This is a genomic window from Collinsella ihumii, assembly GCF_900046475.1.
In the GTDB taxonomy this organism is placed as follows: Bacteria; Actinomycetota; Coriobacteriia; order Coriobacteriales; family Coriobacteriaceae; genus Collinsella; species Collinsella ihumii.
The window spans coordinates 1-25,303 of sequence record NZ_FCOU01000015.1 but is presented as its reverse complement, the minus strand read 5'-3'; the positions used below and the strand labels follow the sequence as shown (position 1 = coordinate 25,303).

The 25,303-nt window shown below is 64.0% G+C and carries 29 protein-coding genes; 26 read left to right on the top strand and 3 right to left on the bottom strand.

Annotated features, from left to right (window positions below; translation table 11 throughout):
• Positions 1-275 precede the first annotated feature (275 nt).
• Both BN3789_RS11755 and BN3789_RS11750 read left to right on the top strand, forming a co-directional pair.
• Positions 276-698 (top strand): hypothetical protein, encoded by a 423-nt coding sequence (locus BN3789_RS11755; RefSeq protein WP_066834597.1) that lies wholly within the window; start codon positions 276-278, stop codon positions 696-698.
• Complete coding sequence (locus BN3789_RS11750; protein WP_066834595.1) at positions 691-1,968, top strand: PBSX family phage terminase large subunit; 1,278 nt, start codon at positions 691-693, stop codon at positions 1,966-1,968. The genes BN3789_RS11755 and BN3789_RS11750 overlap by 8 nt, the downstream gene beginning before the upstream one ends.
• A gap of 24 nt (positions 1,969-1,992) precedes the next feature.
• Here BN3789_RS11750 and BN3789_RS11745 read toward each other — a convergent pair whose 3' ends face one another.
• Entirely contained in the window at positions 1,993-2,262 is a 270-nt protein-coding gene (locus BN3789_RS11745) for a hypothetical protein (protein WP_144687163.1), read from the bottom strand.
• A 668-nt stretch (positions 2,263-2,930) separates the two neighbouring features.
• On the opposite strand from BN3789_RS11745, the gene BN3789_RS11740 reads away from it, so the two are divergent.
• Both BN3789_RS11740 and BN3789_RS11735 read left to right on the top strand, forming a co-directional pair.
• Positions 2,931-4,739 carry a hypothetical protein gene (locus BN3789_RS11740; protein ID WP_229254374.1) on the top strand — a complete coding sequence of 603 codons (1,809 nt, stop codon included), beginning with the start codon at positions 2,931-2,933 and terminating at the stop codon, positions 4,737-4,739.
• A 661-nt stretch (positions 4,740-5,400) separates the two neighbouring features.
• On the top strand, positions 5,401-6,513 hold the full coding sequence (locus tag BN3789_RS11735; protein WP_066834591.1) for an IS110 family RNA-guided transposase: 1,113 nt from the start codon (positions 5,401-5,403) through the stop codon (positions 6,511-6,513).
• 411 nt (positions 6,514-6,924) lie between these two features.
• Here BN3789_RS11735 and BN3789_RS11730 read toward each other — a convergent pair whose 3' ends face one another.
• Entirely contained in the window at positions 6,925-7,932 is a 1,008-nt protein-coding gene (locus tag BN3789_RS11730; RefSeq protein ID WP_066834589.1) for an Abi family protein, read from the bottom strand.
• Between the two features lie 163 nt (positions 7,933-8,095).
• On the opposite strand from BN3789_RS11730, the gene BN3789_RS11725 reads away from it, so the two are divergent.
• The 18 genes from BN3789_RS11725 (at position 8,096) to BN3789_RS11640 (ending at position 23,673) form a co-directional block, all read left to right on the top strand.
• Entirely contained in the window at positions 8,096-8,710 is a 615-nt protein-coding gene (locus BN3789_RS11725) for a recombinase family protein (protein ID WP_066834587.1), read from the top strand.
• Positions 8,711-8,969: 259 nt separating this feature from the next.
• Positions 8,970-9,563 (top strand): hypothetical protein, encoded by a 594-nt coding sequence (locus BN3789_RS11720; protein WP_147569738.1) that lies wholly within the window; start codon positions 8,970-8,972, stop codon positions 9,561-9,563.
• Between the two features lie 128 nt (positions 9,564-9,691).
• Complete coding sequence (locus BN3789_RS11715) at positions 9,692-10,384, top strand: sugar transferase (RefSeq protein ID WP_079989319.1); 693 nt, start codon at positions 9,692-9,694, stop codon at positions 10,382-10,384.
• Between the two features lie 2 nt (positions 10,385-10,386).
• Positions 10,387-11,490, top strand: a complete 1,104-nt coding sequence (locus BN3789_RS11710) for a glycosyltransferase family 1 protein (RefSeq protein ID WP_147569736.1) — start codon at positions 10,387-10,389, stop codon at positions 11,488-11,490.
• Complete coding sequence (locus tag BN3789_RS11705) at positions 11,490-12,077, top strand: polysaccharide pyruvyl transferase family protein (protein WP_066834579.1); 588 nt, start codon at positions 11,490-11,492, stop codon at positions 12,075-12,077. Before BN3789_RS11710 ends, BN3789_RS11705 begins: the two co-directional genes overlap by 1 nt.
• Complete coding sequence (locus BN3789_RS11700) at positions 12,044-13,174, top strand: glycosyltransferase family 1 protein (protein WP_079989318.1); 1,131 nt, start codon at positions 12,044-12,046, stop codon at positions 13,172-13,174. Before BN3789_RS11705 ends, BN3789_RS11700 begins: the two co-directional genes overlap by 34 nt.
• Complete coding sequence (locus tag BN3789_RS11695) at positions 13,171-14,121, top strand: glycosyltransferase family 2 protein (protein WP_066834577.1); 951 nt, start codon at positions 13,171-13,173, stop codon at positions 14,119-14,121. Before BN3789_RS11700 ends, BN3789_RS11695 begins: the two co-directional genes overlap by 4 nt.
• Entirely contained in the window at positions 14,118-15,140 is a 1,023-nt protein-coding gene (locus BN3789_RS11690; protein WP_066834576.1) for a glycosyltransferase family 2 protein, read from the top strand. The genes BN3789_RS11695 and BN3789_RS11690 overlap by 4 nt, the downstream gene beginning before the upstream one ends.
• Positions 15,140-16,261, top strand: a complete 1,122-nt coding sequence (locus tag BN3789_RS11685; RefSeq protein ID WP_066834574.1) for a polysaccharide pyruvyl transferase family protein — start codon at positions 15,140-15,142, stop codon at positions 16,259-16,261. Before BN3789_RS11690 ends, BN3789_RS11685 begins: the two co-directional genes overlap by 1 nt.
• Complete coding sequence (locus BN3789_RS11680; RefSeq protein WP_079989316.1) at positions 16,237-17,679, top strand: flippase; 1,443 nt, start codon at positions 16,237-16,239, stop codon at positions 17,677-17,679. Before BN3789_RS11685 ends, BN3789_RS11680 begins: the two co-directional genes overlap by 25 nt.
• Positions 17,667-18,821, top strand: coding sequence for a hypothetical protein (locus tag BN3789_RS11675; RefSeq protein ID WP_066834570.1), 1,155 nt, complete (start codon positions 17,667-17,669; stop codon positions 18,819-18,821). The genes BN3789_RS11680 and BN3789_RS11675 overlap by 13 nt, the downstream gene beginning before the upstream one ends.
• Positions 18,822-19,122: 301 nt before the next feature.
• On the top strand, positions 19,123-19,662 hold the full coding sequence (locus tag BN3789_RS11670; RefSeq protein ID WP_066834567.1) for a nucleotide exchange factor GrpE: 540 nt from the start codon (positions 19,123-19,125) through the stop codon (positions 19,660-19,662).
• Positions 19,663-19,668: 6 nt separating this feature from the next.
• Positions 19,669-20,553 carry a hypothetical protein gene (locus BN3789_RS11665; protein ID WP_066834565.1) on the top strand — a complete coding sequence of 295 codons (885 nt, stop codon included), beginning with the start codon at positions 19,669-19,671 and terminating at the stop codon, positions 20,551-20,553.
• Entirely contained in the window at positions 20,553-20,936 is a 384-nt protein-coding gene (locus BN3789_RS11660) for a hypothetical protein (RefSeq protein WP_066834564.1), read from the top strand. The genes BN3789_RS11665 and BN3789_RS11660 overlap by 1 nt, the downstream gene beginning before the upstream one ends.
• On the top strand, positions 20,937-21,266 hold the full coding sequence (locus BN3789_RS11655; protein ID WP_066834562.1) for a minor capsid protein: 330 nt from the start codon (positions 20,937-20,939) through the stop codon (positions 21,264-21,266). It begins immediately after the preceding gene.
• Positions 21,266-21,664, top strand: coding sequence for a hypothetical protein (locus tag BN3789_RS11650; RefSeq protein ID WP_066834560.1), 399 nt, complete (start codon positions 21,266-21,268; stop codon positions 21,662-21,664). Before BN3789_RS11655 ends, BN3789_RS11650 begins: the two co-directional genes overlap by 1 nt.
• Before the next feature lie 419 nt (positions 21,665-22,083).
• Positions 22,084-22,290 carry a hypothetical protein gene (locus BN3789_RS11645; RefSeq protein WP_229254372.1) on the top strand — a complete coding sequence of 69 codons (207 nt, stop codon included), beginning with the start codon at positions 22,084-22,086 and terminating at the stop codon, positions 22,288-22,290.
• Entirely contained in the window at positions 22,291-23,673 is a 1,383-nt protein-coding gene (locus BN3789_RS11640) for a leucine-rich repeat domain-containing protein (protein ID WP_066834556.1), read from the top strand.
• Here the strand turns inward: BN3789_RS11640 and BN3789_RS11635 are convergent.
• A complete protein-coding gene (locus BN3789_RS11635) occupies positions 23,670-24,026 on the bottom strand; it encodes a hypothetical protein (protein WP_066834554.1) in 357 nt (118 codons plus the stop codon). The two genes, BN3789_RS11640 and BN3789_RS11635, sit on opposite strands and share 4 nt — an antisense overlap.
• Before the next feature lie 159 nt (positions 24,027-24,185).
• On the opposite strand from BN3789_RS11635, the gene BN3789_RS11630 reads away from it, so the two are divergent.
• From BN3789_RS11630 to BN3789_RS11620, 4 genes are all read left to right on the top strand, one after another.
• The gene (locus tag BN3789_RS11630) at positions 24,186-24,401 is read left to right on the top strand and encodes a hypothetical protein (protein ID WP_066834553.1); all 216 of its coding nucleotides are present in this window, start codon (positions 24,186-24,188) and stop codon (positions 24,399-24,401) included.
• Positions 24,401-24,625: an alanine racemase gene (locus BN3789_RS11625; RefSeq protein WP_066834552.1), complete on the top strand. Its 225-nt coding sequence runs from the start codon at positions 24,401-24,403 to the stop codon at positions 24,623-24,625. Before BN3789_RS11630 ends, BN3789_RS11625 begins: the two co-directional genes overlap by 1 nt.
• Positions 24,618-24,758 (top strand): hypothetical protein, encoded by a 141-nt coding sequence (locus BN3789_RS12855; RefSeq protein WP_154018728.1) that lies wholly within the window; start codon positions 24,618-24,620, stop codon positions 24,756-24,758. The genes BN3789_RS11625 and BN3789_RS12855 overlap by 8 nt, the downstream gene beginning before the upstream one ends.
• Positions 24,748-25,303, top strand: a 556-nt coding sequence (locus tag BN3789_RS11620; RefSeq protein WP_066834551.1) for a peptidoglycan recognition protein family protein, incomplete at its 3' end; no start/stop codon positions are given. The genes BN3789_RS12855 and BN3789_RS11620, both read left to right, overlap by 11 nt.

The window sequence follows — 25,303 nt, the reverse complement described above, 5'->3', positions numbered from 1 at the left end:
GGATTCGAACCGGATGTGGCTAGAACCCTGAAAGCCCATGATGATTGCTCGGCCACCGCCGCCTAGCCACGCTGCCACCAATGGCAAAAAGTCTGGCAGAACAGAAATAAAGCCGTTCATGCAACCACCTCCTTGAACATAGTCAAAAAGGCAGAGGCCAAACTCCATCATGGAGCTAACAAGCAATGGACGTGTTTAGATTCTACCTTTTCTTTTGTGACGCGCCGCGAGAATCCACCGTGAAGGGTTCTATCGACTTTCACGGGGGTGATTGCATGGCGAGGCGTCCGAAGCTGACGCAGGAGATGGTGGACGAGGCGATCCGCCTCAAGGCGGACGGCCTCTCCAACGGCGACATCATCTGCGCGCTGGGCATCCACGAGTCGACGTTCTACCGCTGGATCGGCGACCCCAAGAACAGGCTGCAGCGCGCGTTAAGCGAGGGGCTAAAAAAGGAGGAGAGCGCGTTCAAGCGGACGCTGCTCACGACCATCCGCTCGGCGGCGCTGGCGAGGAACCAGTACTGGACGGCGGCGGCGTGGCTGCTCGAGCGCAAGTACCCGGACGAGTACGGCAAGGCGGAGCGCAAGGCCGACGAGGGCCGCGAGGACGCGGCGCCCAGGATCGTGCTCGGCGTGGTGGCCCAGCCGGTGCAGGAGAGGCTGCCCGGCCTCGACGAGGGCGGCTCGAATGGTTGACGCCTCCTCGCTCGTGATCCCGGCCTTCCACGACGTGCTCGGCGACGTGATGGCGCACGGGCACACTCACTACTGGCTCCACGGCGGGCGCGGCTCCACGAAGAGCTCTTTCATCTCGGTGTGCATCGTCCTTCTCCTCCTGGCGCACCCGGAGGCGAACGCGGTGGTGGTGCGGCGCTTCTCGAACACGCTGCGCGACTCGGTGTTCCAGCAGGTGACGTGGGCCATCGCGGAGCTCGGGCTCGAGCGGTGGTTCCGGGCCCGCATCTCGCCGATGGAGATAACGTACCTGCCAACGGGTCAGCGCATCGTCTTCCGCGGCGCGGACGACCCGCTCAAGCTCAAGGGCGTGAAGTTCACGCGCGGATACTGCGCCGTCACGTGGTTCGAGGAGCTCGACCAGTTCGACGGCATCGACGCGGTGCGCTCGATCCTGAACTCGCTGCGCCGAGGCGGCGAGGACTTCTGGATCTTCTACAGCTACAACCCTCCCCGGACGCTCTGGAGCTGGGTGAACCGCGAGGAGCTGGAGCGCGAGCGCAGGGCCGACACGCTGGTGCGACGAAGCTCGTACCTGGACGTCGTCGAGAGCCACCCGGAGTGGCTGGGCGGCCCCTTCGTGGAGGAGGCGGAGTACCTGCGCGAGGTGGACGAGCGGGCGTGGAGAAGCGAGTACCTGGGCGAGGTCACGGGGACCGGGGGCTCGGTGTTCAACAACGTGGTGAGCGTGCGCCTGTCCGACGCGGCGTGCCGGGGCTTCTCGCGCACGCGCTGCGGCGTGGACTGGGGCTGGTTCCCGGACCCGTGGCGCTTCGCGCGCTGCGGCTGGGAGCCCGGAGAGCGGCGGCTCACGATCTTCGGCGAGCTCTCGGCCAACAGGAAGACGCCCTCCGAGACGGCGGCGATGGTGGTGGACGCGCTCACCTACGCCGACGAGCCCGGGGAGGACGCCTATCTGCACGACGAGCTGATATGGTGCGACGACACGCCGGACGGCAAGCAGTCGATGGCGGTTTGGCGGCGCGAGGCGGGGCTTCGCGTTCGGCCGGCGCGGAAGTCGAACATGCGCAGGCTCTCCTACGAGTGGCTGGCGGGGCTTCGGGAGATCTGCATCGACCCGGAACGGGCGCCCTTGGCCTACGAGGAGTTCCGGCTCAAGGAGTACGACCGCGACCGAGACGGCACGTGGATCGACGACATCCCGGACGGCAACGACCACTCGATCGACGCGGTGCGCTACGCGATGATGGACGACGTGCTGAGAGGGTAGCGACGCGAGCGTTCTTCTCGTCCCCTAATCATCGTTGGGAAGATACCAGCCGTGCTCCCTGTGTACGGGATATCCCGGCTCGCTGTCAGGATGTGAGGCCTTGTAACGACGGTTTTTCTCTCGATCTATTACATCGAGATGGTGCATTGCCCGCTCGTCACCAGAGCAATGCCGAAGCCTAATCTTCTCGCGCTCTTCGTCCAGCTCTTCCTCTGGAGACTTTTTCAGCCAGTCGTACGTGTACTTGTCGTAAGGGTCTTCCGAGCCCTTGAACAGCTTGCTGAAGAATCCCATGGTTCCTCCGTTCTTCTCGCCCTTCATTCGATATGGTAGTCGCTCGAGCTCGACGACCATTCAGTTGCCAACTGAATTTCTGGCGTTCTTCTCGCTCATCTCCTTCCCCTGCGGAGCAAGACCCGGAACGGGGCTTGCGGAGCCCGCGGAAAGACCGCGGAGGGAGCGCGAGCGACCGCAGCGGACTTGGAGCGGTGCGGAGGGTGACTGCGCAGCAGGCACCCGTAGCTGCGGAGGCAGACCCGCCCGCGGGGCTGCCGGAGCTTGGAGCAAGACGGACCGGGCGCCGCCGTGCGGTTCGATGTGGGCGGGACCTTGCGCGGCGGCCGGGCCGGCTTGCGGAACAGGAGCGCCGACTTTGGCGGCGCGATGCGGAGCGCAGACCTTTGGGCTGCGCGGAGGAGCGAGCGACCTTGGCGCGAGCCGCCTGCTTATGCAGACCGCATTGGCAGGAGCGCCTTCGACAGCTCCTATAGCAGAAACAGGGATAGACGCATAACGGCGCTGTCGCGCGCGTGCACATGCGAAAGCGGCGGGAACGGTGCAGGCACGAGCGCGATTGACAGTAAGGGCGAAAGCGCGGGCGCGGGCATCAGCGGGAGCACGGGGAGTTTGGGACGGGCGCGTACCTTTCGGCGTAGTGGATGAGACGACGCGGGAGGTGCGCTGTGCAGGGGCTGGATGACGAGTACTGGGTGCCGGAGCATGTTCGGGTGTGGCTGCGATCCTTGGGGTTCTCGCTGCCGCTGGAGGACATGGAGCCTCATATTCGCGCGTGGGACAGGTGGATGCGGGCGCTCGGGGACTTCTACGACTATCGGGACACCGACGGGGTCGGGCGGGTGTACGAGGTGCATAGGCGTTCGATCCACCCGGCGATGCGGGTGTGCCGGGAGTGGGGGTCGCTGCTGCTGAACGACCGGACGCAGGTGGCGTGCGATGCGCAGGAGTGCACGGACTGGCTCGCGGCGTGGATGGCGCGGACCGGCTTCCTCGCCTCGGCGCAGGAGTGCGTGGTGCGGGCGTTCGGCCTGGGGACGGGCGCGTGGGCGCTCTGGGTGGACGCGGGCGCGGGCGAGGTGCGCGTGAGGCGCTACGACGCGCGGATGGTGGTGCCGCTGACGTGGGACGAGGAGGGCGTGACGGAGTGCGCGTTCGTGACGCGGGCGTTCTGGCGCGGAAAGGCCGTCGATCAGGTGCAGCTGCATTTGAAGGGAGCCGACGGGGCGTTCTTTTCGCCAAGTAAAGCACTTGAGAATGATTCGCGTGCCGCCGGTTCTTCTCGCCCAAGTTCTTCTCCCCTTGAAGGCGCTGGCGAGGACGGCACGTATCGTATCGTCACGGCGTGCTTCGACCGGGACGGGAACCGCGTCGAGCCGGAGGGCGTGTGCCCGGTGTACGACACGGGGTCGGTGTGGCCGACCTTCTCGCTCGTGAAGCCTGCCGTCGACAACACGCGGGTGGACATGTCGCCCTACGGGCAGTCGGTGTTCGCGGACGCGGTGGACGCGATACAGGCGGTCGACCTGTGCTACGACGCGATGATGAGCGAGATCGACAACGGGAAGATGCGGGTGTTCCTGTCGGATGTGATGTTCGACGTCGAGCGCGACGGCAAGGGCGGGCGCGTGTCGATCCCGTTCGGCAAGGGCGACTGCACGGTGTTCAGGAAGGTGATGTCTACCGAAGACACGATACAGGAGTTCGCGCCGGCCTTGCGCACCGAGGCGCAGGCGCGGGCGTTCAGGGTCGCGCTGCAGACGCTCGGCGACCTGTGCGGCTTCGGCATCAACTACTTCGACCTCGAGAACGTGGGGTATGTGAAGACGGCCACGGAGGTGTCGGCCGACAACTCGGCGCTGATGCGCAACATCAGGAGACACGAGCATGCGCTGGAGGGCGCGATCGCAGGGATCTGCCGGGCACTGCTCGCGGTGGAGCGGCGAATCGGCGTGGGGCTGCCCGACGAGGGCGGGATCAGGGTGACGTTCGACGACAGCATCATCACGGACACGACGGCCGAGAAGCGGCAGGACATGGACGAGGTCGCGGCGGGGCTCATGGAGCCGTGGGAGTACCGAGCCAAGTGGTACGGCGAGGACGAGGTCGCCGCGAGGCGCAGAGGGGCGTCTAGCGGGTCCGCTGCGAGCCGCGGCGGTTCGGATGGCGGCAACGCAGCCCAGGACGGGGTGCCGGGGCGCGGGCGCCGGCGTTCGGGCTCGATGGCGTTCCCGGCGCACGCGCCCCGGCTCCCCGGCTTGGGCGGCGGGTATCAGACTTCCGGTTGGGCAAGCCCCGAGGCCCCGTCAGGGGCTTCGGGGCGCTCTTGCGGGCATGGTTTCGCTCGGGATGGAGCTCGGCTCGCTCACGGGCGCGTGGGCACCTCAGCCCATGGTCGGCGCGCTTCTGGGCCCGTGACGGCCGTGCGGCAGCCGCTCGGCACGTCCGGGGCATGGGGCGGACGTGCGTCAGCGTGAGGCGTCTGCGGCTCCCTCAGTGAGAGACGCGAGCAGATCCCACACCCCACAGCCACCCGCGAACGTGAAGAAAAACGTAGCAGCCCGGCCGCCGTAGCGGAGTGCGCGCCGCCGCGAGGAACCGACCCGACCTGCGCATGTCGAACCCCCGACAGGCCATGCCCAGAGCGGAGGCTGTGTATGCGCAGCGCCGCGAGGGGCAGACAGCGTAGCCGGAGTGTGCGACCGCCGCGAAGGGCAGACGGCGCAGCCGGCTGACCTGAGCCGGGAGCAACACGCAGGCGGAGCTGGCTGGCCCGAGCCGCGGGGCATACACAGCCGGAGCGGCGGGCATGGCCGTGAGTGGCGCTCTCCGCGCAGGGCGGGGCGGGTCCGAGCCGTGCGCGCAACGGAGCGCAGGCGGATGGGCTGCGGTGCGGCCCTCGACGGGCAGCGGGTGGCTGTGGGGTGTGGGATCTCTCGTCAATAAAAAACTAGGCGGAACCGCTTGCGCGACCCCGCCTTACAAAGCCCGAGGGCTTTTCTGTGGCAAGACGATATGAGAAAGCCATTGAGGGGTCGCCTCCCCGCGGCATACCTGGTCGCGGGCTGGGCGGGAACAATGGTGTTGTATCGTCACCTGCGGTGCCGCCGTACCGCACGTATGGGAGGAGGCTCCCCCATGGCACATGTTACCTCCATCGGCCTCGACGTACACGCCCGCTCCGTCTCCGCGTGCGCCTTCGACCCCTTCACGGGGGAGGTGACGCAGAGGGCCTTCGGCACCGACGCCGGGGAGATCGCGGAGTGGATCAAGGGCTTTGAGGGCCCCAAGGCCGTGTACGAGAGCGGCCCGACCGGCTTCGCGCTCTGCAACGGGCTGCGCGCCCTCGGGGTCGACTGCGTCGTCGGCGCCGTCTCGAAGATGCAGCGGCCGGCGGCCGACAGGCGCAGGAAGAACGACCGGCGCGACGCCGCGTTCCTCGCGCGGCTGCTCGCGACGCACAACGTCGTCGAGGTCTGGGTGCCGCCTGCCGAGGTCGAGGCCGCGCGCGACCTGTCCCGCTCGCTCGACGACGCGCGGGAGGACCTGCAGCGCGCCCGCCAGCGCCTCTCCAAGTTCCTGCTCAGGCGCGGCCACGTCTTCGACGAGGTCGACGCCCTCGGGCGCAGGCGCGGCGCGTGGACCGTCGCCTTCTGGCGGTGGGTCCGGAGGCTCAGGCCCGCCGAGCCCGCGGCGGCGGCCGCCTTCGACCACTACGTCGCCTGCGTCCGGTGCGCCGAGTCCGACAAGAGGGCCCTGGAGAGGCGCGTGGCCGAGGTCGCGGCGACCGAGCGGTGGCGCCCCGCGGTGGAGGCCCTCTCGTGCATAAAGGGCGTCGACACCGTCACCGCCTTCTGCCTCGCGGCCGAGGCGGGCGTCTTCTCGCGCTTCCGCTCCGCGGGGGCCTACGCCTCCTGGCTCGGCCTGACCCCCTCGGAGCACTCGAGCGGCGAGACCGAGGCGAGGGGCGGCATCACCAAGGCGGGCAACTCCGCCTCGAGGCGGGCGCTGGTCGAGGCGGCGTGGCACTTCCAGGCCTGCTCGCCGAAGCCGAAGGGGGCGCCGAAGGGCTCCTCCGTGCCGCCCGCGGTCAAGCGCCGCTGCGACGAGGCGACCGCCCGGCTCTGCCGCAGGCACGAGGCGCTGCGCGCCGCCGGCAAGAGGCCGTGCGTGGCCAACGTGGCGGTGGCGCGCGAGCTCGCGTGCTGGGTCTGGGAGATAGGGTGCCGGGCCGAGGGCACGCTCTCCTGACCGCCCGCCGACAGCCTTCCCGCCGGGAGGGCCCGCGCCTCGACGCATCGCCGGGACCGGCTCACGAGCCTTTTATATGGGCAGCCCGAGGGCCGCGCCCGAGAAGCAAGACTCCAGGGTTTTCGAACGACGGTCCCGGACGGAGAGTCGAAATGCGGTAGCGCGCGGCGACATACCCCGCATGCCGCGCCACAGAGCCCGCGGATATTAGCTTGCCAGGCGAGCGACGACTAACGAGCATCCGCGCGGGCCCGACCGGCTGGAAAAGAAACAGGTCCCGAACCAGAAGAACGGGACCTGGTGCTCCATGCCACTTGACAATGGCTTTCTCATATTAATGAAAACCGGGGCAGAAACGCTTTCGCACTCCCGCCCCGTAAAAACCTCCGAGGAGGTTTTGCTGTATGCGAGTCAGTCTATCAGACCGAGGCCGCGTGTCAAGCGCTCGGCGAAGGTGAGCGAGGAGACTGCCGGGTTCTCGCTCGGGAGGCAGGCGCCCTCGCCGTGGAGGTAGCCGAACAGGTCGGCCAGCGCGCGCTCGCGGTCGGTGCGCACGGTGCCCTCGGGGACGGTCCGGTCGTAGAGGTACAGCAGCGTGCACATCTGGGCCATGCGCGGGCTCCTGAGGCGCTTTGCGCGCAAGCGCTTCAGGACGCCGCACGAGGCGAGCGCCCTCGTGACGGCGTCGGGCGCTCGCCAGCGGCGCGACGGGCGCTCGGAGAGGTCGTTGACTGCGCATGAGCCGTGCGCGGAAGCGTTGCGGATCGACTTTACCCACTTGAGGTGGTAATGGAGGTCCGAGAGCTCCGCGTCGCCCCAGCGGTCGGCGCAGAACCTCAGGACGCCGAGGAAGGCGCCGAACGAGACGACCTCGCAGAACGCCCAGAGCGGCATGTCGTGCCGGTACTTGCGCACGACGTCGCCGGCGTAGGGGTCGTCCTCGCGGCGGTCGAGCTCGCGCCCCAGATGGGATCTCTGCCTGTCCGTGACGGATGCCATGTAGCCGCGCATGACGGCGTAGCCGTCTTCGCCGGCGTCTTCGGCTGCGGCGAGCAGGCGCACCTTGGCGAAGTGCTCCAGGTCGAGCGCCATGGGAAGCAGGGTGTCGCGCAGCTTGCGGTCGAGGTTCGACAGGACGCGGAGATGCCCGAAGTCGAGGCCGACGTACTGCCCGTCGCGGTCGCCGCCGACGTGGCGGTCGAAGTTGCGGCGGTAGGCGTAGACGCGGAAGAACTGGCACTTGGTGCGCAGGTGGGCTGCGGCCTCTGCCTCGGAGACGAGGTCGAAGGTGATGCCCTTGGACTTCATGTGGGCTATCTGCTGCTCGACGGTGAGCAGGGGCTTTGGGCGCGTCTGGGGCGCGTTGGCGGCGCCGGGGCCGCCGTCTTGCGCTTGAGTCGTTTGGGCTTTGTTTTCCACCTGGAGCCTCCGTTTCGCCACCGGCTCATTTTACCAGCGCGTTGGGAACCTGGGTATGCCGGGCGGTTTGCGACCGCCTTTTAACGTTAGCGCGTGGGCCCCCGCCTGCTTGCGCCCGCGCAGGTTGGGGCGGGTGGCGCGCGGGCGGGAAGGCGGGGTTTCGATGGCGAGGACGTACGGGTACGCGCGGGTGAGCACGCGGGAGCAGAACCTGGATCGGCAGATGGACGCGCTGGCGGAGTTCGGGGTGACTCGGGAGGACATCTTCGCGGACAAGGCGTCGGGAAAGGACTTCGAGCGGCCGCAGTGGATTGCCATGAAGGAGGCGCTCGAGCAGGGCGACGTGCTCGTGGTGAAGTCGATCGACAGGTTCGGGCGCAGCTACGAGGAGATCATCGAGCAGTGGCGCGACATCACCAAGGTGCGCGGGGCCGCCGTGGTGGTGCTGGACATGCCGCTGCTGGACACGAGGCGCGAGCGCGACGGCATCACCGGCGTGCTGATCGCGGACATCGTGCTGCAGCTGCTCTCCTACGTGGCGCAGGTGGAGCGCGAGAGCATCCACCAGCGGCAGGCCGAGGGAATCGCGGCGGCGAGGGCGCGCGGGGTCAAATTCGGACGACCGAAGAAGAGAAGGCCCGGGACGTACAAATCCACGCGGAAGGCGTACCTGGACGGACATATCACCAGGTCGGAGGCGGCATCGCGCCTCAAGGTGTCGATCTCGACGTTCGACAAGTGGCTACGGGAGGACCGGGCGAAAAGGGCGTCGGAATAGTAGTCATGCAGCTGTGTTTGCGCTGGTAAATGGCAGTTTTCCGCTGCAGCAAAAAGTACACAATTTCAGTGCCGTCAAAACAGGGCCATTATACATGCCTCCCCCGCACATTCTGTAAAGAAATACCAGTTCTTTACAATCCCACACCGCGTTCTATCTGCGGAAACGGCCCTCCTCAAAAGGTGTACTTTTTCGCGCTCCGGGCTCCTGCGTACCTGATCTTGACTCCGCGCGGAAGGTGCGCGGGAGGGAGGGACCCATGGGCGCTACCGCACCGGCGAGGACAGCCGGCCGCATGGCCATGGGCCTCCCCTGCGGGCGCCGCAGCCCTCGGGGCCGCGAGCGCTGGTACGTGCTTCGCGTGCCGGAGGGGCGCGAGCGGACGCTCTGCGAGAAGCTCAAGCACCTGGTGCCGGAGAGCCTGCTGAAGGACGCCTTCGCGCTCTACAAGGAGCGCTGGATGAAGCGCGGCGGCACGTGGTTTTTGGAGCCCGTGGTGATGTACCGGGGCTACGCGTTCGCGATCTCCTCCGACGCGGCCGGGCTCGCCAAGGCGCTCGCCGGGCTCACGCTCCCGGTGGAGCTGGCGGGCACGGAGGCGCGCTCGTGGGCGCCGCTCTCGGACGCGGCGGCCGCGTGGTACGCGCGGATGGCGGACTCCCGGCACGTGATCCGCAGCTCCACCGCCGTAATCGTGGACGGGGTGCTGCGCGTGACCGAGGGGCCCCTCGTGGGCCAGGAGGCGCGCATATCCAAGATAGACCGCCACCGCAGGACCTGCCGGGTGACGGTTGAGGACGCTGACGGCGGCTTTTCCGAGCAGGCGCCGATAGACGTGCCGTTCAAGAGCTAGGTCGGTGAAGGGTCGGAGATGGAACGCCGCGATTGCTGCGCCCCGCAAGAGCTGCGGGGGGGGGGCACTCTGATGCCCGCGTGGAGAACCGAAGAAAGGACGGCGCGCCGCGGGCGCGCTGTTGCGCCATGAGCGGGCTCAGCTACGAGGGCTGCGGCCTGCCCGCGAAGGACGCCGGCACCGCCGACGCGGCGGAGCGCCTGCGCACTGGCAGGTACGGCTACCGCTTCGTCAAGCGAGCGTTCGACGTGGCGTTCAGCCTCGCCGTGCTCGTGTGCCTGAGCTGGCTCTTCGCCATCATCGCCGTCGCCATCAAGCTCGACGACTCGGCGGGCCCCGTCATCTTCAAGCAGACCCGCGTGGGCAGGGACGGCCGCGAGTTCACGATGTACAAGTTCCGCTCCATGGTGGCCGACGCCGAGGCTCGCCTTACGCAGCTCAAGGCAAGCAACGAGAAGACCGGTCCGGTGTTCAAGATGCGCAACGACCCGCGCGTGACGCGCGTGGGTCGCGTCCTGCGGAAGCTCAGCCTGGACGAGCTGCCGCAGTTCGTGAACGTGCTCGCGGGCGACCTCTCCGTGGTGGGCCCGCGTCCCGCGCTGCCCTCTGAGGTTGCGGAGTACACGCCTCGTCAGCGCCAGCGCCTCCTGGTGAAGCAGGGCCTCACCTGTCTTTGGCAGACGAGGCGCGACCGAGACTCCATCACCTTCGACGAGTGGGTCGAGCTGGACCTCCTCTACATCCGGAAGTGCAGCTTCTGGACCGACGTCAAACTGATTATCCAAACCGTGGGCTGCGTGCTCACCGCTCAGGGGGAGTAGCTGTGGGTAGACCTCTGCGCGTCGCCCACGTCGTGGGCAAGATGGTCGGCGGCGGCCTGGAAGCCGTCGTGATGAACTACTACCGCCACATTGACCACGGGAAGGTTCAGTTCGACTTCATCGTGGACGAGGACTCGACTCTGGTCCCCCGCGACGAGATCGAGTCCCTCGGCGGGCGCGTCTTCACGGTGCCGCCCTATCAGCACGTGTTTGCGTACCAGAAGGCCCTGACAAAGCTCTTCCGCGAGCAGGGCTGGGAGATCGTCCACAGTCACGAGAACGCTCTCTCCGTCTTCCCGCTCATGGCGGCCAAAAGGGCGGGCGTTCCGGTGAGGATCGCCCACTCGCACTCCACCTCCGGCAAGGGTGAGCACGCGAGGAACGCCGTGAAGTGGGTGCTCAAGCGCTTCTCCAGGTTCTACCCGACGGACCTGGCCGCATGCGGGACCTATGCCGGCGAGTGGCTCTTCGGGAAGGGTGCCGACTTCACCGTCTTCCCCAACGCCATCGAGCTCGAGCGGTTTGCGTTCGACCGTGAGGTTCGGGCGGAGGTGCGCGAGGAGCTGAGGATCTCTGATGGCACCTTCGTTGTAGGTCATCTCGGGCGCTTCGTCAGCCAGAAGAACCACGCGTTCCTGATGAGGGCGTTCGCGCGGTTTCACGATGAGGCCTCCGACTCCGTTCTGCTCCTCGCCGGCGCCGGCCCCCTGCAGGAGGGCGCTGAGGTGTTTGCGGGGGAGCTCGGCATCCAGGGCTCCGTCCGCTTCCTCGGCCAGCGCCCGGACGCCAACCGCCTGTACCAGGCGTTCGACGCTTTCGCGCTGCCGAGCCTGTACGAGGGCTTCTGCGTCGTGGGGGTCGAGGCGCAGGCAGCCGGGCTGCCGTGCCTGTTCTCCGACGCGATCACGCGCGAGGTCGGGCTCGACCCGCGCTCGCGCTTCCTGCCGCTCGACGAGGAGGCGTGGGCCGACGCGCTTCTGAGGGCCCGGGACGGGCGTCCGGGGAGCCGGGGGATGACGCCCGCCGTCCGCGCTTACGACATAGAGACAGCAGCAAGGAAGCTAGAGGACTACTATCTCGCCCGCGTTGGGCACTTGGGGGATTGATGGCAAGGATTGCACTCGCCACGTGCTACGACAAGAACAACTTTGGCAGCATGCTGCAGGCATGGGCCACCGAGGCCGCCGTCCGCGCGCTCGGACATGACGTTGTGACGATCGACAAGTCCGGCCTTTCCGGTGACATTGGCAGGGGCCGCAGGTCGTACTATATGGAGCACCTCTTCGACGCGGAGTTCTACCGCGCCAAGCTCGGCTTCGTCGGCCACCGGGTGCGCCAGAGGCTCAACCGCGAGTTTGGATCGGAGATGGCACGGCGATACCGCTCGTTCGACCGGTTCGCCAAGGCACGCTTCCGCATGTCGCCGCGTTTCAACTCTTTAGCCGAGCTTGGCGAGTGGACGAGGGGCCTTGACACAGTTGTTGTCGGCTCCGATCAGCTTTGGCCGCCGGTGAACATCGCCGGCGGCTACTACACTCTCTCCTTTGTGGAGGGGCCCTGCCGGAAGGTCTCCTACGCCACGTCCTTCGGCGTCTCGGAGCTGCCGGAGCGCTATTCACGCGGCTCGCGACCTCGAGACACGATATCACGCCTGTATAGATGGATTGGGGGAAGTCCATGTCTGAGTCGTTGAGGGTCCTGCAGGTCCTGACTAGCTTGGACCGGGGCGGTATGGAAACCATGACTATGAACTTCTACCGCCATATGAATCGGAACACGATACAGTTCGATTTTCTGCTCCATCGCGAGAAGGAAGGCGATTACGAGGCGGAGGCGCGCTCCCTCGGCGCGAGCATCTACCGCGTGCCACGGCAGAATCCTCTGAGCCCACATTACCTGAAGGCCCTAGACCGCTTCTTTGAAGAGCATCCCTATCAGGTGGTGCACGTCCAGCTTGACTGTATGAGCGCACCGCCGTTAGATGCCGCCAGAAGGCACGGGGCTGTTGTGCGAATCGCGCATTCGCACAACAGCCATCAAGACAAAGACTTTAAGTACCCATTGAAGCTCGTCTGTAAGAGGTTCATCAGACACGAGGCGACGGACCTTTTCGCTTGCGGCATAGATGCCGGCAGGTGGATGTTCGGCACAGACGATTTCAGGGTGGTGCGCAACGCTATAGATGTTGACGACTATGCTTTCGACGCAGAATGCCGCGAACGCGTGCGCCGCGAGCTTCGTATTGGCAAGGGCGTCTTGGCTATCGGTCATGTGGGAAGGTTCGCTCCCGCAAAGAATCATGCGTTCATCCTCGATGTCTTCGCAGGGGCTCTCAAGTTGTGTCCGGATGCCGTTCTTGTCCTGGTTGGCGACGGTGAGCTGCGCTCTGAGGTTGAGCGCAGGGCACAGTCGCTTGGCGTTTACGACAGCGTGCGCTTCCTGGGCGTGCGCTCGGATGTTGCTGAGCTCATGCAGGCGATGGATATATTCCTCATGCCCTCGGTGTATGAGGGACTGCCTCTCGTTCTCGTAGAGGCGCAGGCGGCGGGTCTTCCATGTCTTATCTCCGACTCCATTCCTCGCGACTGCGACTTCAAAGGATCAACGATAGAGAGGATGCAGCTTTCAGAAAGCCCCGCCTCGTGGGCGGCGGCCCTTGTCGGAATGCGTGGGGACAGCTCGGACCGCGCGAAGGGGCCTGCGGTTGTAAGGGCTGAAGGTTTCGACGTAAGAGCCGAGGCCGAGCGCCTCGCGCGGTTTTACGTCAGAAGATTGGAGGAGCTGGGATGAGTAAATTGCCGCTGGCGACAGTTGTCATCCCGGCATACAACGTGTCAAAGTATATCGGCGAATGTCTCGAATCTCTCCTTTCGCAGAGCTATCGGGATATGGAAATCCTGGTAGTTGATGACGGTTCGACGGATGGCACTGCGGATATTGTCAGGCGATATGCGAATGCTGATTCGAGGATCACGCTGTTCTGCAACGACAACCACGGGGTCTCGTACAGCCGGAATTATGCCATCGAAAGAGGCGCGGGCGATTACCTGCTCTTCGTCGACGCGGATGACGTCGTCTCCTCCGATTTCGTTGAAGCGCTTGTCAGGCCCCTTTCCGACGGAATGTGCGAAATGTCCGCCGTGGGGATCGCCGCGTTTTTCGGTGGCGCTCCCGCGTTTAGCACTGGCGTAGGTCATATCTATAATAATGATGAAAAATACCGTGCATGTCTTGACGTATGCAGCGGATTTGCATGGAATAAAGGATTCCTTTATTACATTATCAGGGATAACAATATTCGTTTTGACCAGAGTATCGCGCAGTCCGAGGACATGCTGTTCCTTCTGGACTACCTCGGCCATTGCAGCTCAATCGCCTTCGACGACGGCGTCAAATACGGCTACCGTCAAAGACGCGAAAGCGCGGCTAATTATCAACGAAGCATAAAGTGGTTCGATGCCATCAAAGTGTACGAGGCCTACGAGAATCGCCTGGGCGCCAACGCAGAGCTTCGCGATGTTGTGCGAAGGGTTTTTCTCCCCATCGCCTACGAAGCGGTCTGGCGATATCGTAACTGCGGCATCGAAAACGAGGCACTTCGAGAAAGAATCAGCTCCATGCGCTCCTCTTGCGAGAGGGCCCTTCCGGCCTGTCCGCTCCCTTTCCGCCTCAAGATGTACGCCTACAGGCACTTCATGGGCGCCGAGATGTTCAGAAGGAGGCTGGTGACGCGATGAAACCCGCTCTGAGCATTATCATCCCGGCATACAACGCAGAAGAGACCATTTCCGAATGCCTGCATTCAATCTTTTCGGCATCGTGCGACGGTGTTGAAGTCATCGTCGTCGATGACGGATCATCGGACGGGACGTTCGAAGTCTGCCGTTCGTTCGGAAGCGCAGTTCGAGTCGTTCAGCAGGAGAATGCAGGCGTCTCCTCGGCTCGGAATCACGGCATACGCCTTGCAAAAGGTGACTACATCATGTTCGTCGACGCTGACGACGCCCTCTTGCCAGAATGGTTTGATTCCGTGTCGCGGTATTTCGGGTCAAACGAGGATATGGTCGTGTTCAGCGAGGGCACTGGCAGAAAGCGCTATCAAGTTGATGAGTTAGTGGCGTCCGTGGTCGGGGTCAGCCCGAGAGCCGATTTGAAACCGGCGAGGACGCCCGTGAAATGGGCGTCCTCGCCGGTTTCAAGAATCTACTCACGCAGATTCTTGAAAACGTCATCGTTGAAATTCGATTCCCAGATAATCAACGGAGAGGACGCCCTGTTCAACTTGGAGGCGTTCCTCTCGTCGGAAAGGATTCGTTTCGTCGGAAAGTCTATCTATCGCTACCGCTTGCATGGCAATTCTGCCACCCATACCTTCGATAGGAGGTTCTTTGCCTCGAACGAGCGCTATCTGGTAAGGCTGGAGAGGATTCTCACCGACTCCGGGCTTTACTCCCGGCAAGAGGTTTCCAGCATGGTCGATTTCTCGTTCTGTCGTAGCGTCGAGATCGCGGCGCTACGAGCCGCGTGGATAGCGCAGCGCCCAGAAAGGACCCTCGCGATTCGGGACATCGCTTCCAATGACCTCTTCATAGACCGGTTCCGAAGCAACGTCGACGCATCAAGGAATCCCCTGCATGAAAGGGTCGTCTGCAAGCTTGTCGAAATGAACGCGACGGGAGCCGCGGTCTCAATTCTTCGTGTCGCGCTGGCCATCAAGGGTCACCGCTCCCCGCAAGAAAGATGGGTGAATATCTAATGGGAAAAAGAGTCGGGATAATTACTTTCCATCGTTCGTACAACTGTGGGTCGATGATGCAGACTTACGCCCTTCAAACTATGGTGGAAAGGCTGGGGCACAGCCCAAGAATCATAAACTTTTCCAACGAGGGGCAGAAGGCGCTCTACAGCGCATTGTTCCCCTGGAATTCCCCGAAGAACCTTATCAAGAACCTCATACTCCTTCCCCATAAGGCTCGCATTTTGAGGGGCTACGCAGAATACGAGCGCTTCATCTCGGACAATTTCAAGGTGACCGGAGCGATTGTCTCCGACATGTCTGAGCTGACGGACGATGGCTTGGACGTCGTCATCGCGGGGAGCGATCAGGTGTGGAACGTCACTATCGAGGATGGCGATGACGCATACTTTCTCCCATGGGTCTCGCATGCGAAGAAGGTCGCTTACGCACCTTCGTTCGGTGCGAAGAACCCTTCAGTGTATGCCGATGCCCCGGAGCTCTACGCGGGCTACCTCAGTGACTTCGATGCCCTGTCGGTGCGCGAGAACAACGGCTGCAGGTGGATCAGAGACCTTATCGGAAGTGACGTGCCCGTCCTCCTCGATCCCACCCTACTCCTTGATGCCACGGATTATGAAAACCTGGAGGCAGATCTGCCGGCACTGCCCGACAGATACATCTTCTACTACTCTCCGGGATACTCTTCCGATATCAATCGCCTCATAGAGGAGGTCTCGAAGAAGTACGGCATGCCGGTCATAGCCTTCAACGCGAAGCACTTCTACGTCAAGGGTGTGAACCTGATGTCGTCCTTCTCGCTTCCTCCCAAGGAGGGGCCCGCCGCGTACCTCACTTTGATCAAGAAGGCCTCTGTCGTCTTCACGACGTCGTTCCATGGGACCATATTCTCAACCATTTACAGGAAACCCTTCTGGACGGTCAAGAACGGCGGCATGTTCGGGGACGACGACAGGGTGCTCACCCTCGTCTCCTCGCTCGGGATAGATGATCGGCTCTGCCCGATCGCCTTCGATGACGATCTCGACTACCTCTCCATGCCCGACTGGACCGCATACGAAGATGCTCTGGTCAAAAAGAGAAAGAAGTCGATTTCATGGCTCTCCAGGGTCCTAGAATAGGAAGAGATCCTTTGAAAAGCGAGAACAAAAACTTTCTGATGAACGTGGGCTATCAGGGGCTCATGCTTGCGTTCCCCCTGATCACCGTACCTCTGGTTTCACGGGCACTCGGAGCGCAGAACATCGGGATCTACTCTTACACATACTCCATCGCCAACATGTTCATGCTCGCCGGCATGCTGGGTGTCAGCAACTACGGCAACCGCTCTGTTGCCAGGGTTCGCGACGACGAGGCAGCCCTCTCACGGGAGTTCTCATCGACCTATGCCCTGCAGGTTGCTGTCAGCCTTGTCGCGGTCGGCGCCTATGCCCTTTACCTCGTGCTCTTCCCGCAGCAGTACGGTCGAGTGGCTTGGATCCAGCTGATTCAAGTCCTCTCAGTCTGCTTCGACGTGAGCTGGCTGTACTTCGGGCTTGAGAAGTTCTTCCAGACCATCGTTCGAAACCTCATAGTCAAGGTTCTCTCGTTGTTACTTATCGCAGTTTTCGTCAAGGGGCCGGATGATCTTTGGGCATACACGTTGATCATGGCATGCTCGACGCTTATGAGCCAGCTCTACCTCTTCTGCAGCGTGCCGCGATACGTCAAGCCGGTACGGCCTGAGCTGAGGGGTTCTGCCCGAAGACTCAGGGACATCGCCGTCCTCTTTCTGCCCGTCGCCGCGTACAGCGTTTACCGCGTGCTCGACAAGACGATGCTGGGATCTCTGTCGACGGTCACGGAGTTGGGCTACTTCGAGAACGCCGAGAAGCTCATCAACATCCCCATCGCCGTAATCACCGCCCTTGGCACCGTGATGCTCCCGCGAATGTCCTATGTACTCTCCAAATCCGATGCCGACTATCGGAGCATCATCCTGTCATCGATGCGGCTGGCACTGACTCTATCATGCGCCATGGCCATGGGCCTCATCGTCATAGCAGACGACATCTGCCCCGTGTTCTTTGGACCGGGTTTCGAGGGGTGCGCACCCGTCATAAGGCTTCTGGCCATCACTGTCATCTGCTCCGCCTGGTCGAGCGTCGTGAGGACGCAGTTCCTCATTCCGAAGGCAAAAGACTCCGTGTACGTTGGTTCGACCGTTGGGGCGGCTGCGGTGAACCTCGTCTTGAACGTCATCCTGATTCCGAGCTTCGGGTCGCTCGGGGCGTGCGCGGGAACGATAGCCGCCGAGCTCTTCATCGTCATATTCCAAACCATTGCGACGGGGAGCGATCTTGATGCGCGGAAGTACTTCGGGATTCTGTTTGTCCATCTTGCAAAATCCTCTGTTGTGGCGGTAGCGGCGTTCTGTGCCGCCTCTCTGTTTGATAACGCACTCGTTAGATTGGTGATAGAAATCGTGGTGTATGTATTTCTGTTCCTGGTTCTTAACTGGCAATTTGTCGTCAAGGACTTTTTGGGATGGTCAAAATGAGTAGCCTAATCCACCCGAGGAGAAGTCTCGCTGACTATCTCTTTTTCTCAGCGTTCGGCTTGCTTGTTTCTCTGACCTTTATTGCCAACATCGAAAGCGCAACGGTAGTCGTTCCAGCGCTTTCATGTTTTGCGCTGTATGTATTGTTGATTGCTACATTGCTGCGCATCCGGGAATATCGCGGCGTGGAAGTTGTCATGCTTTGCATGTTCGGCATTATTGCGGTTTTCCGCTTTCTTCGCTGCGATGATACCTCGACACTCAAGCTAGTCCTGCTTCTTGCTGCATGTAAAGGGGTGAATCTGAACAGTAGTATACGGTTTGACATGACGCTGAGGATAGCGTGGACAATCATCCTTATTGCTTTCTCGCAAATGGGCTTAGCAGAGGATATCGTCACCAGCGATGCCACGCGGGGAACGAGACATAGTTTGGGCTTCAGTAACGCGAACCAGCTTGGGATGGACGTTCTGATCATCTCTCTCGAGATGCTATACTTGTACCGATTCAAGCTGAAAATCACAAGGGGACTATTGCTGCTCGGTATTGTCTTGCTGCTTGATTATTATACCGGCAGCCGGTCGGCAACCATTCTCATCTACCTAGCCGTTGCTTTTGCCCTTTTGAACACGTTCTGGGACCGGGGTATAGCAGACAGCAAAGTACTATTTAGAGCATGCCAGCTTACAGCTCCCATACTATTTGTGTTGACATGGATGGCACTCATTGGTTTTCAGCAAGGGGAAGCATGGGCGCTCGAATTAAACGAGATGCTGACCAATCGAGTAAGGTATATTGATGTTTACTCGATGCTCTATAGCCCATCTTTTTTTGGAAGAGATCTCTCCGAAGCTGGAATTACTCTCGATACGCTCTACGCCTATCTTGTTTATGGTTATGGAATTCTCATCACTGCCGGGTATTTGGTTGCTTTCCCTGCTCTTATGCAGAAGATGCATGAGCGAGGGGAAAACAGTTTGGTAATCGTTTTTCTTCTGCTATCGATATACGGGCTCTCGGAGCGTCTCTGGGTCTGTGCCGAGTATAACGCGCTCATGCTTGCATTCTCGGTGCTCCTATATGATGACGGCTCAACAATAATCCAAAATGAGCAAACGCCTTCTTACTCTCAGGGCAGCTAAGCAGGAAGATAGCCCTATTGCGATTCAACTTTCACGTACACATATTATTGCAGATGCTTTGATTTAAAAGGTGTTCGGGGTTATTCCGACGGCGATTCTGGTGCTACTGACACTCTACCTTATGAGGGATGCGTTTTCTATCGGGGCGTGACCCTTTCCCCTATCTCCCCATCCTCTTTATAGTTCCAAGCATTGATAATGGGTCCACACGCCTTATATTGTTTTGTGACCACCTCATAGCCTGTACCCAACTGATGGGTGCGGGCTTTCTCTTTGCCCGCCTTACGGAAAGGACGGGCAGATGGATGGCTTGCAGGAAGGCACGGGGATCGGTGAGGAAGGCGCGGCGCAGGGCGGGACGCAGCAGCAGGCGGCGCAGGCGCAAGTGACAGGCGGTTCCGACAGCGATAAGGGCGATAACGCGGCGGCTCCCGGCGGCACCGATGCGCGCGCGGACTACGAGACGACGCTCGCCGAGCGGGACGCGCGGATCGCTGAGCTGGAGGGGCAGATCGCCGAGGCGGCCAAGACGGCCGAGAGCGCCGAGAGGCTCCGCGCGGAGATGGACGAGCTGCGCCGCCAGGGCGAGGAGCAGCGCGTGTCCTTCGAGCTGACCATGGCCGGGGCGCGCAACGTCAAGGCCGCGACGGCGCTCCTGCCTGATCACGGAAACGACATCGAGAGGCTCAACGCCGCCGAGCCGTGGCTCTTCTCGGCCGCATCCGCTCCGGCCCCCGCCGGAGCGACGGGGCTGCCGAACGCGGGGGCAGCGACGGACGCGGGCGCGACCTTGAAGCGCTGGCGCAAGATCGCCGGGCTGGACGACGAGGGCAAGGAGTAGCACATCATGGCCAACAGCATCGAGTTCACACGTAGCTACACGGCGGTGATCGACGAGGTGTACAAGCGGGCTGCCGTCTCGGGCTGCCTGAACTCGCCGCGCAGGATGGTGCGCGCAGGGCGCAACGCCAAGGAGATCATGGTCCCGAAGATCGAGGTCACGGGCCTGGGCGACTACACCCGCAACGTGGGCTACAAGACCGGCGCCATCACCTACGGCTTCGAGACGAAGACCTTCAACTACGACCGCGGAATCAGGCTTCTCGCCGACGTGATGGACGTCGAGGAGGCGGGCGTGCTGGACTGCTTCGTGGAGGCGGGTTCCGAGCTGCAGCGCACGCAGGTGGCTCCGGAGGCGGACGCGTTCACGTTCGCCGAGATCGCCTCGCACGAGGGTGTGACCGTGGTCGAGGAGGACCTCACGTCCGCCGAGGCTGAGGACGTCCTCGCCTCCCTGCGCACCGTCACCAACGAGATGGACGAGCTGGAGGTGGCGACGAGGTCGCGCATCCTGTTCATCACGCCCACGCTCAAGGGGGTGCTGGACGACTTCAGCCTGGCGAACCCCAGCCGCTCGAACCGCGTGCTCACGCGCTTCTCCCGCATCGTGGAGGTGCCGCAGTCGCGCTTCTACACCGAGATCGACCTGAACAGCGGCGAGGAGGAGAGGTTCGGCTACTCCAAGGCGGCTGCGGCCAGGGACATCAACTGGATGGTGGTGGAGCGTTCCGCCGTCATCAAGTTCGACAAGCACGTGGCCTCGAGGGTCTTCTCGCCCGACGAGCTGGAGACGCTGGACAGCTACATGATGAAGTACCGCAAGTACGGCATCGTGGAGCTCTTGGACAACAAGCTGGACGGCGTGCACGTCTCCTGCGCGCCGCTGGCCTGATGGACGGGGCGGCGGGCGCGGCGGGCTGCGGCCCCGCGCCCGTCTCCTATGAGTTCTACCAGGACGGGTACGGCGGGGCGCTGCCGGCGGCGGACTTCTCCGAGGTGATGCCCGCCGCCGTGCGCATGGTCGGGTCGCTCACCGGTGCGCGCGAGGTGCAGGGCGGTTGGGACGACGATCAGGCAGACGCCTGGCGGCGCGCCGTGTGCGCGGCCGCGGACGCCTTCGCCGAGTACGGCGAGGGGCGCGTGGGCGGCTTCTCGATAGGGTCCTTCTCCGTGACGAACTACCGCGACGACGGGACGACCGGCGCCGAGGTGGCGCGGGAGGCGGCGCTCGCGGAGCTGGCGGGAACAGGGCTTTGCTGGAGCGGGGTGAGGTAGATGCGCTTTCTGAGGCCGATACCGAGAAGGCTTCTGCCCGACGACATGCTGGTGCGGCCGGCCGCGGGCGACGGGACGTACGGGCCGTCCGTGCTGGTGAGGCACGTGCGCTTCGAGCGTGCGGAGTCCGCCGTGGACGACGCCCACCGCAGCGCGGACGGCGGCGCGGGACGGATCTTCGTTGACGCGGTGAGCTCAGAGGGCGCCTTCGAGGTGCCCGCGGGGTCGCGCGTGCTGGTGGGCGCGGGGCCGAGCATGCACGTGCGCAGGTGCCGGCGCTGCTGCGTGGTGCGCGGGCACGTGCACCACTGGGAACTGGAGGTGGGCTGATGGCTCCTTGCGGAGAGGTCGCAGGCGCGGTGGCGTCGATGCTCTACGCCCTGGGATTCGCGGGCGTGTTCTGCGCGCCGCCCTCGGCGGGGTTTTGCGCCGAGCCGATCGTGGTTTCCCAGGGAGCCTTCGCGCGGGAGGCGCGCCTGGCTGACGGCGGCGAGCGCGGGCGCGTGGACGTCGATGTGCTCGCGTGCCGCGAGGAGGCCGGGGCCGCGGAGGATGTCTGCCTGGCTGCCGAGCGGGCGCTGCGCGGCGCGGCGTGGCCGATCGACGTCGACGGGGTGAGGATCGCCTCGGTGGACTCCGGCGGTGCCGGGCCGCGCGGGCACGACGGGTCCGGGCGGTGGCTGTGGGGGTTCACCTTGATCTGCACGGTGGTGAGGCATGTTGGGTAACGGACATGGGCGCGTACGCGGGGACCGCGGTCGCGAGGATTTTAAGAAGGGGCCGGCTCGCCGCGATGCACGGGATGAGGACCGGCGCAGCGCCTCCGAGACCGACCGGATGGGCCGCGAGCAGCAGCGGCGCGCCACCGCGTACGGGCGCGCCCGGGGGCAGCTGTGAGCGGGTTTTCCTACGCGGGGCCCGCCTCCTCCCCGTATGTGAAGGCGGACCTTGTGGACCCGGCGCGGCCCGCCCTGGAGCCGGCCCCTATTCCCCACCTAGTTTTGTATAAGAACCAGGGGGATCGGTGAGAGATCGGAGGACAGCGGGGTGGGGAAAGATGGTAAACCTCGGTGGTGGCCGTATATTCAAAAAAAAAAAGATCATAGCTCTACTACGCCGATACATCACGCACCGCAGCACTACCACCGTGACGATGGGCGGTACGCCGGGGGCGCGGACGTTCGCGTTCGCCTTCTCGGGCCTCAAGGGCGAGGCCGGGGAGCCCGGGCCGCAGGGAGAGCCGGGTGCGGACGGGGCGCCGGGCAGCGCGCCCGACCTTTCCGCGTACGCGACGAAGGCCTATGTGGACCAGGCGATCGAGGACCTGGACGATCTTTCCGAGATGGAGTTCTAGATGGCTGTGGGAACGGTTACCAAGGCGCTCCTGACCGAGATCGCCAACGCGATCCGCGAGCAGAACGGGCAGCAGGTGCGCTACATGCCGCTGGAGATGAGCTCGCGGGTGCTGGAGATGGACGGGACGCGCGAGGGCGCGGGGCTCGTCGCCGCGCCCGAGGCGGGCACCGGGATCCTCTCCGAGGTCGTGTTCGAGCTTCTTGCCGACGCGATCCGCACGCAGAACGGGTCGACGACGACCTACACCCCCGCCGAGATGCCTGCGGCGATCCGCGCGCTCACATGGGACACGGGGGTCAAGATGCGCGCGCTGCTGCTCTCTGACGGGACGCTCGAGCTGAACTACCGCGACGGTCGGTCCTCCGACGTGGAGGGGGCGGTGATCCTGGAGGGATGGGAGATCCCGGCCGAGGGCTTCTCGTCCTCGAGCGACATCCCCTGGCGCACGCGGCGCAGCGAGGTGCTGCGGGCGCTGATAGACTCGGACTTCGCGGGCGGCGGCCTGACCAACGCGTCGCACCTGTTCCAAAGCCTGCAGCAGATGACCGAGGTGCGGGGGTTCGAGGCGCTCGAGGGCGCGATGAGCTTCGATCAGGTGTTCTCGAGCTGCCCTTCGCTGGAGAGCGTGTACGCGGCCAGATGGGAGCCTGCCGGCGAGCAGACGGGCAGCCTTGGCCTCTACGGGTGCAACCGCCTGGTGGGCGGGATGGGCTATTCGCCCGACTACGGCGAGGACATCGACGGGCACCTGGGGTTCGGCGAGGACGGGATCTTGACGGATCCCGCGGCCGATGCGCGCGAATGGGTAGCGTGCCACCTGTACGCCGACGGCGAGCTCGTGCTGACGCTGGATCCCGAGCCCGAGGAGGGACGCGAGGTCGCGCTGAGCTCGCGGATGTGCGCGACGGCGCGCTACCGGGCGATCGGGTCGCGCGCCTGGGACGATGCCGGGGTGGACGTGCTGAAGGCGACGTTCTCCGAGGACCTGTCGGGGCTTACGTACGCGAACCTGTCGTACTGGTTCTACACCGACGGGGAGATGACCGAGGTCGTCGGGCTCTCCAACCTGCCGGAGGTCCGGGAGATGCGCTACGCGTTCTCGAACTGCGACGGGCTCACCGAGCTCGACCTGTCTGGATTTCCGACCGAGGGGCTCACGGACCTGTTCTACTGCTTCTCGGGCTGCTCGAACCTGGCGACAATCTGGGCGGATGCGGACTGGTCGCTGCCCGCGGGGTGCGAGGGGTCAGGCATGTTCTACGGCTGCGAGGCACTGGTGGGCGGCGCGGGGACGACGTACGACAGCGGAGGCCGAGACGAGGCCTACTGCCGGATCGACGACCCGCCGGTGGCTCCGGGGTATCTGACGGTGAAGAGCTAGGACTTGGTGTTCAACGCCTTCCTGATCTTCTCGTAGAGCTTTTCTCCGCTGAGGCTCCAGGGCTTGTCTATGGTCCTGAGGGCCTCAGCCACCCCATCGGAGCACGCATAGTCCTGTGCGTCTTCGAAGTCCCAGCCCATGTATTCGGCAAGGTATGCAGATAGCTCGCGCATCGGATAACCCTCCGTACGCTCGCGCGCAAGATACATGCGCGCATCCATCAAAGAGAGATCCCAATGCTTCTGCAGCAGACCGATGATTATCTTCTCGTCTGCTATTCCCTCATTCAGCGCAGCGACTGCCCGGGCGAGGGATTCGTCGTATCCATTTTGATATTCGATGCTCTGGTACATCTGCCGCCCCCTCTTATCGCCTGCATGCGCTTGTGAGCTTCTTTGTGAAGAAACAGAACGCAACATTACGCCCATTTTACCAGCTAGATGGGCATTTTGTGACTGCGCATGACACTTCTCCCAGAGGGCGGGGCGTTCCCGTCCGGGGAGGAGGCGCGCATGGAGTCGGTGATCGCGGCGCTCGTGACGGGGGTGCTCACCCTCGCGGGGGTGCTCGTGTCCAACTCGCGCAGCCGCGCGGTCATGGAGGTCAAGATCGACAACCTGACGAGGCAGGTCGAGAGGCACAACTGCCTCATCGAGCGCACCTACGCCCTGGAGCAGGACGTCGCCGTCGTGAAGGCGGAGATCGAGAACATGCGGAAGGGGCAATGATGGAGGCTTTCCTGACATCCAACGAGTGGCCGTGGCGCCTGGCGAGGACGATCGTCCAGGGCGTGCTCGGCGTGGTCGTGGCCAACGTGGACATGCTCGTGGGCTGCGCGGTGCTGGAGCCCGAGTGGCGCGCGATTGTGGTGGCGCTCGTGATGGCCGTGCTGTCGCCGGTCATGGCGGAGCTCGGCGCGGCGCTGCCTTCGGGCGGTGGTCCCGATGAGTGAGCGCGAGTTCGCGAGCGAGGAGGAGCGCTGGGGGGCGCTGCGCGGCGAGGGCGTCGAGGCGGCCGCGCCCGACGGCTGGGAGCCCGACGAGGGCGAGGACGGCGGCTTCGAGGAGGCGCCCGATGGCGTATAGCATCCTCTTCAAGCAGTGCGGGAGCGACCACATGACGCGCGGGCGCTCGCGCGCGGTCGACCGCATCGTGGTGCACTTCACGGCGACGCTCGCCTCCGCGCGGAACAACGCGACGTACTTCGCGCGGAACGAGGGGCAGGGCGCGTCTGCGCACTACTTCGTCGACGACATCACGCCGGAGATCTACCAGAGCGTGGCCGAGGGCGACACCGCCTGGCACGCCGGCGACTGGCAGATGAACTGCCGCGCGATCGGCATCGAGGTCGTCTCGGCCGGCGAGGACTTCAGCGACGTGGAGGTCGACAAGCTCTCCTGGCTCGTCCAGCGGCTCATGGACAAGTACGGCATCGGGGCCGCCGGGGTGATCCGCCACTACGACGTGACGGGCAAGCGCTGCCCGGCGCCCTACGTGGCGGCGTCCAAGTGGGCGGCGCTGAAGGCCGCGATCACGGGCGGCGTTGTTTCTGGCGGCACGACCCCGGCCGCGCCCGACGGCACGGTGGCGGAGCTCGCGCGGCGCGTCATCGCGGGCGAGTTCGGCAACG

Coding starts and splice junctions, on each gene's coding strand:
- BN3789_RS11755 (WP_066834597.1), top strand. CDS start 276: ATGGCGAGGCGTCCGAAGCTGACGCAGGAGATGGTGGACGAGGCGATC.
- BN3789_RS11750 (WP_066834595.1), top strand. CDS start 691: ATGGTTGACGCCTCCTCGCTCGTGATCCCGGCCTTCCACGACGTGCTC.
- BN3789_RS11745 (WP_144687163.1), bottom strand. CDS start 2,262: ATGGGATTCTTCAGCAAGCTGTTCAAGGGCTCGGAAGACCCTTACGAC.
- BN3789_RS11735 (WP_066834591.1), top strand. CDS start 5,401: ATGGCACATGTTACCTCCATCGGCCTCGACGTACACGCCCGCTCCGTC.
- BN3789_RS11725 (WP_066834587.1), top strand. CDS start 8,096: ATGGCGAGGACGTACGGGTACGCGCGGGTGAGCACGCGGGAGCAGAAC.
- BN3789_RS11720 (WP_147569738.1), top strand. CDS start 8,970: ATGGGCGCTACCGCACCGGCGAGGACAGCCGGCCGCATGGCCATGGGC.
- BN3789_RS11715 (WP_079989319.1), top strand. CDS start 9,692: ATGAGCGGGCTCAGCTACGAGGGCTGCGGCCTGCCCGCGAAGGACGCC.
- BN3789_RS11705 (WP_066834579.1), top strand. CDS start 11,490: ATGGCAAGGATTGCACTCGCCACGTGCTACGACAAGAACAACTTTGGC.
- BN3789_RS11700 (WP_079989318.1), top strand. CDS start 12,044: ATGGATTGGGGGAAGTCCATGTCTGAGTCGTTGAGGGTCCTGCAGGTC.
- BN3789_RS11695 (WP_066834577.1), top strand. CDS start 13,171: ATGAGTAAATTGCCGCTGGCGACAGTTGTCATCCCGGCATACAACGTG.
- BN3789_RS11690 (WP_066834576.1), top strand. CDS start 14,118: ATGAAACCCGCTCTGAGCATTATCATCCCGGCATACAACGCAGAAGAG.
- BN3789_RS11685 (WP_066834574.1), top strand. CDS start 15,140: ATGGGAAAAAGAGTCGGGATAATTACTTTCCATCGTTCGTACAACTGT.
- BN3789_RS11680 (WP_079989316.1), top strand. CDS start 16,237: ATGGCTCTCCAGGGTCCTAGAATAGGAAGAGATCCTTTGAAAAGCGAG.
- BN3789_RS11675 (WP_066834570.1), top strand. CDS start 17,667: ATGGTCAAAATGAGTAGCCTAATCCACCCGAGGAGAAGTCTCGCTGAC.
- BN3789_RS11670 (WP_066834567.1), top strand. CDS start 19,123: ATGGATGGCTTGCAGGAAGGCACGGGGATCGGTGAGGAAGGCGCGGCG.
- BN3789_RS11665 (WP_066834565.1), top strand. CDS start 19,669: ATGGCCAACAGCATCGAGTTCACACGTAGCTACACGGCGGTGATCGAC.
- BN3789_RS11660 (WP_066834564.1), top strand. CDS start 20,553: ATGGACGGGGCGGCGGGCGCGGCGGGCTGCGGCCCCGCGCCCGTCTCC.
- BN3789_RS11655 (WP_066834562.1), top strand. CDS start 20,937: ATGCGCTTTCTGAGGCCGATACCGAGAAGGCTTCTGCCCGACGACATG.
- BN3789_RS11650 (WP_066834560.1), top strand. CDS start 21,266: ATGGCTCCTTGCGGAGAGGTCGCAGGCGCGGTGGCGTCGATGCTCTAC.
- BN3789_RS11640 (WP_066834556.1), top strand. CDS start 22,291: ATGGCTGTGGGAACGGTTACCAAGGCGCTCCTGACCGAGATCGCCAAC.
- BN3789_RS11635 (WP_066834554.1), bottom strand. CDS start 24,026: ATGTACCAGAGCATCGAATATCAAAATGGATACGACGAATCCCTCGCC.
- BN3789_RS11630 (WP_066834553.1), top strand. CDS start 24,186: ATGGAGTCGGTGATCGCGGCGCTCGTGACGGGGGTGCTCACCCTCGCG.
- BN3789_RS11625 (WP_066834552.1), top strand. CDS start 24,401: ATGGAGGCTTTCCTGACATCCAACGAGTGGCCGTGGCGCCTGGCGAGG.
- BN3789_RS12855 (WP_154018728.1), top strand. CDS start 24,618: ATGAGTGAGCGCGAGTTCGCGAGCGAGGAGGAGCGCTGGGGGGCGCTG.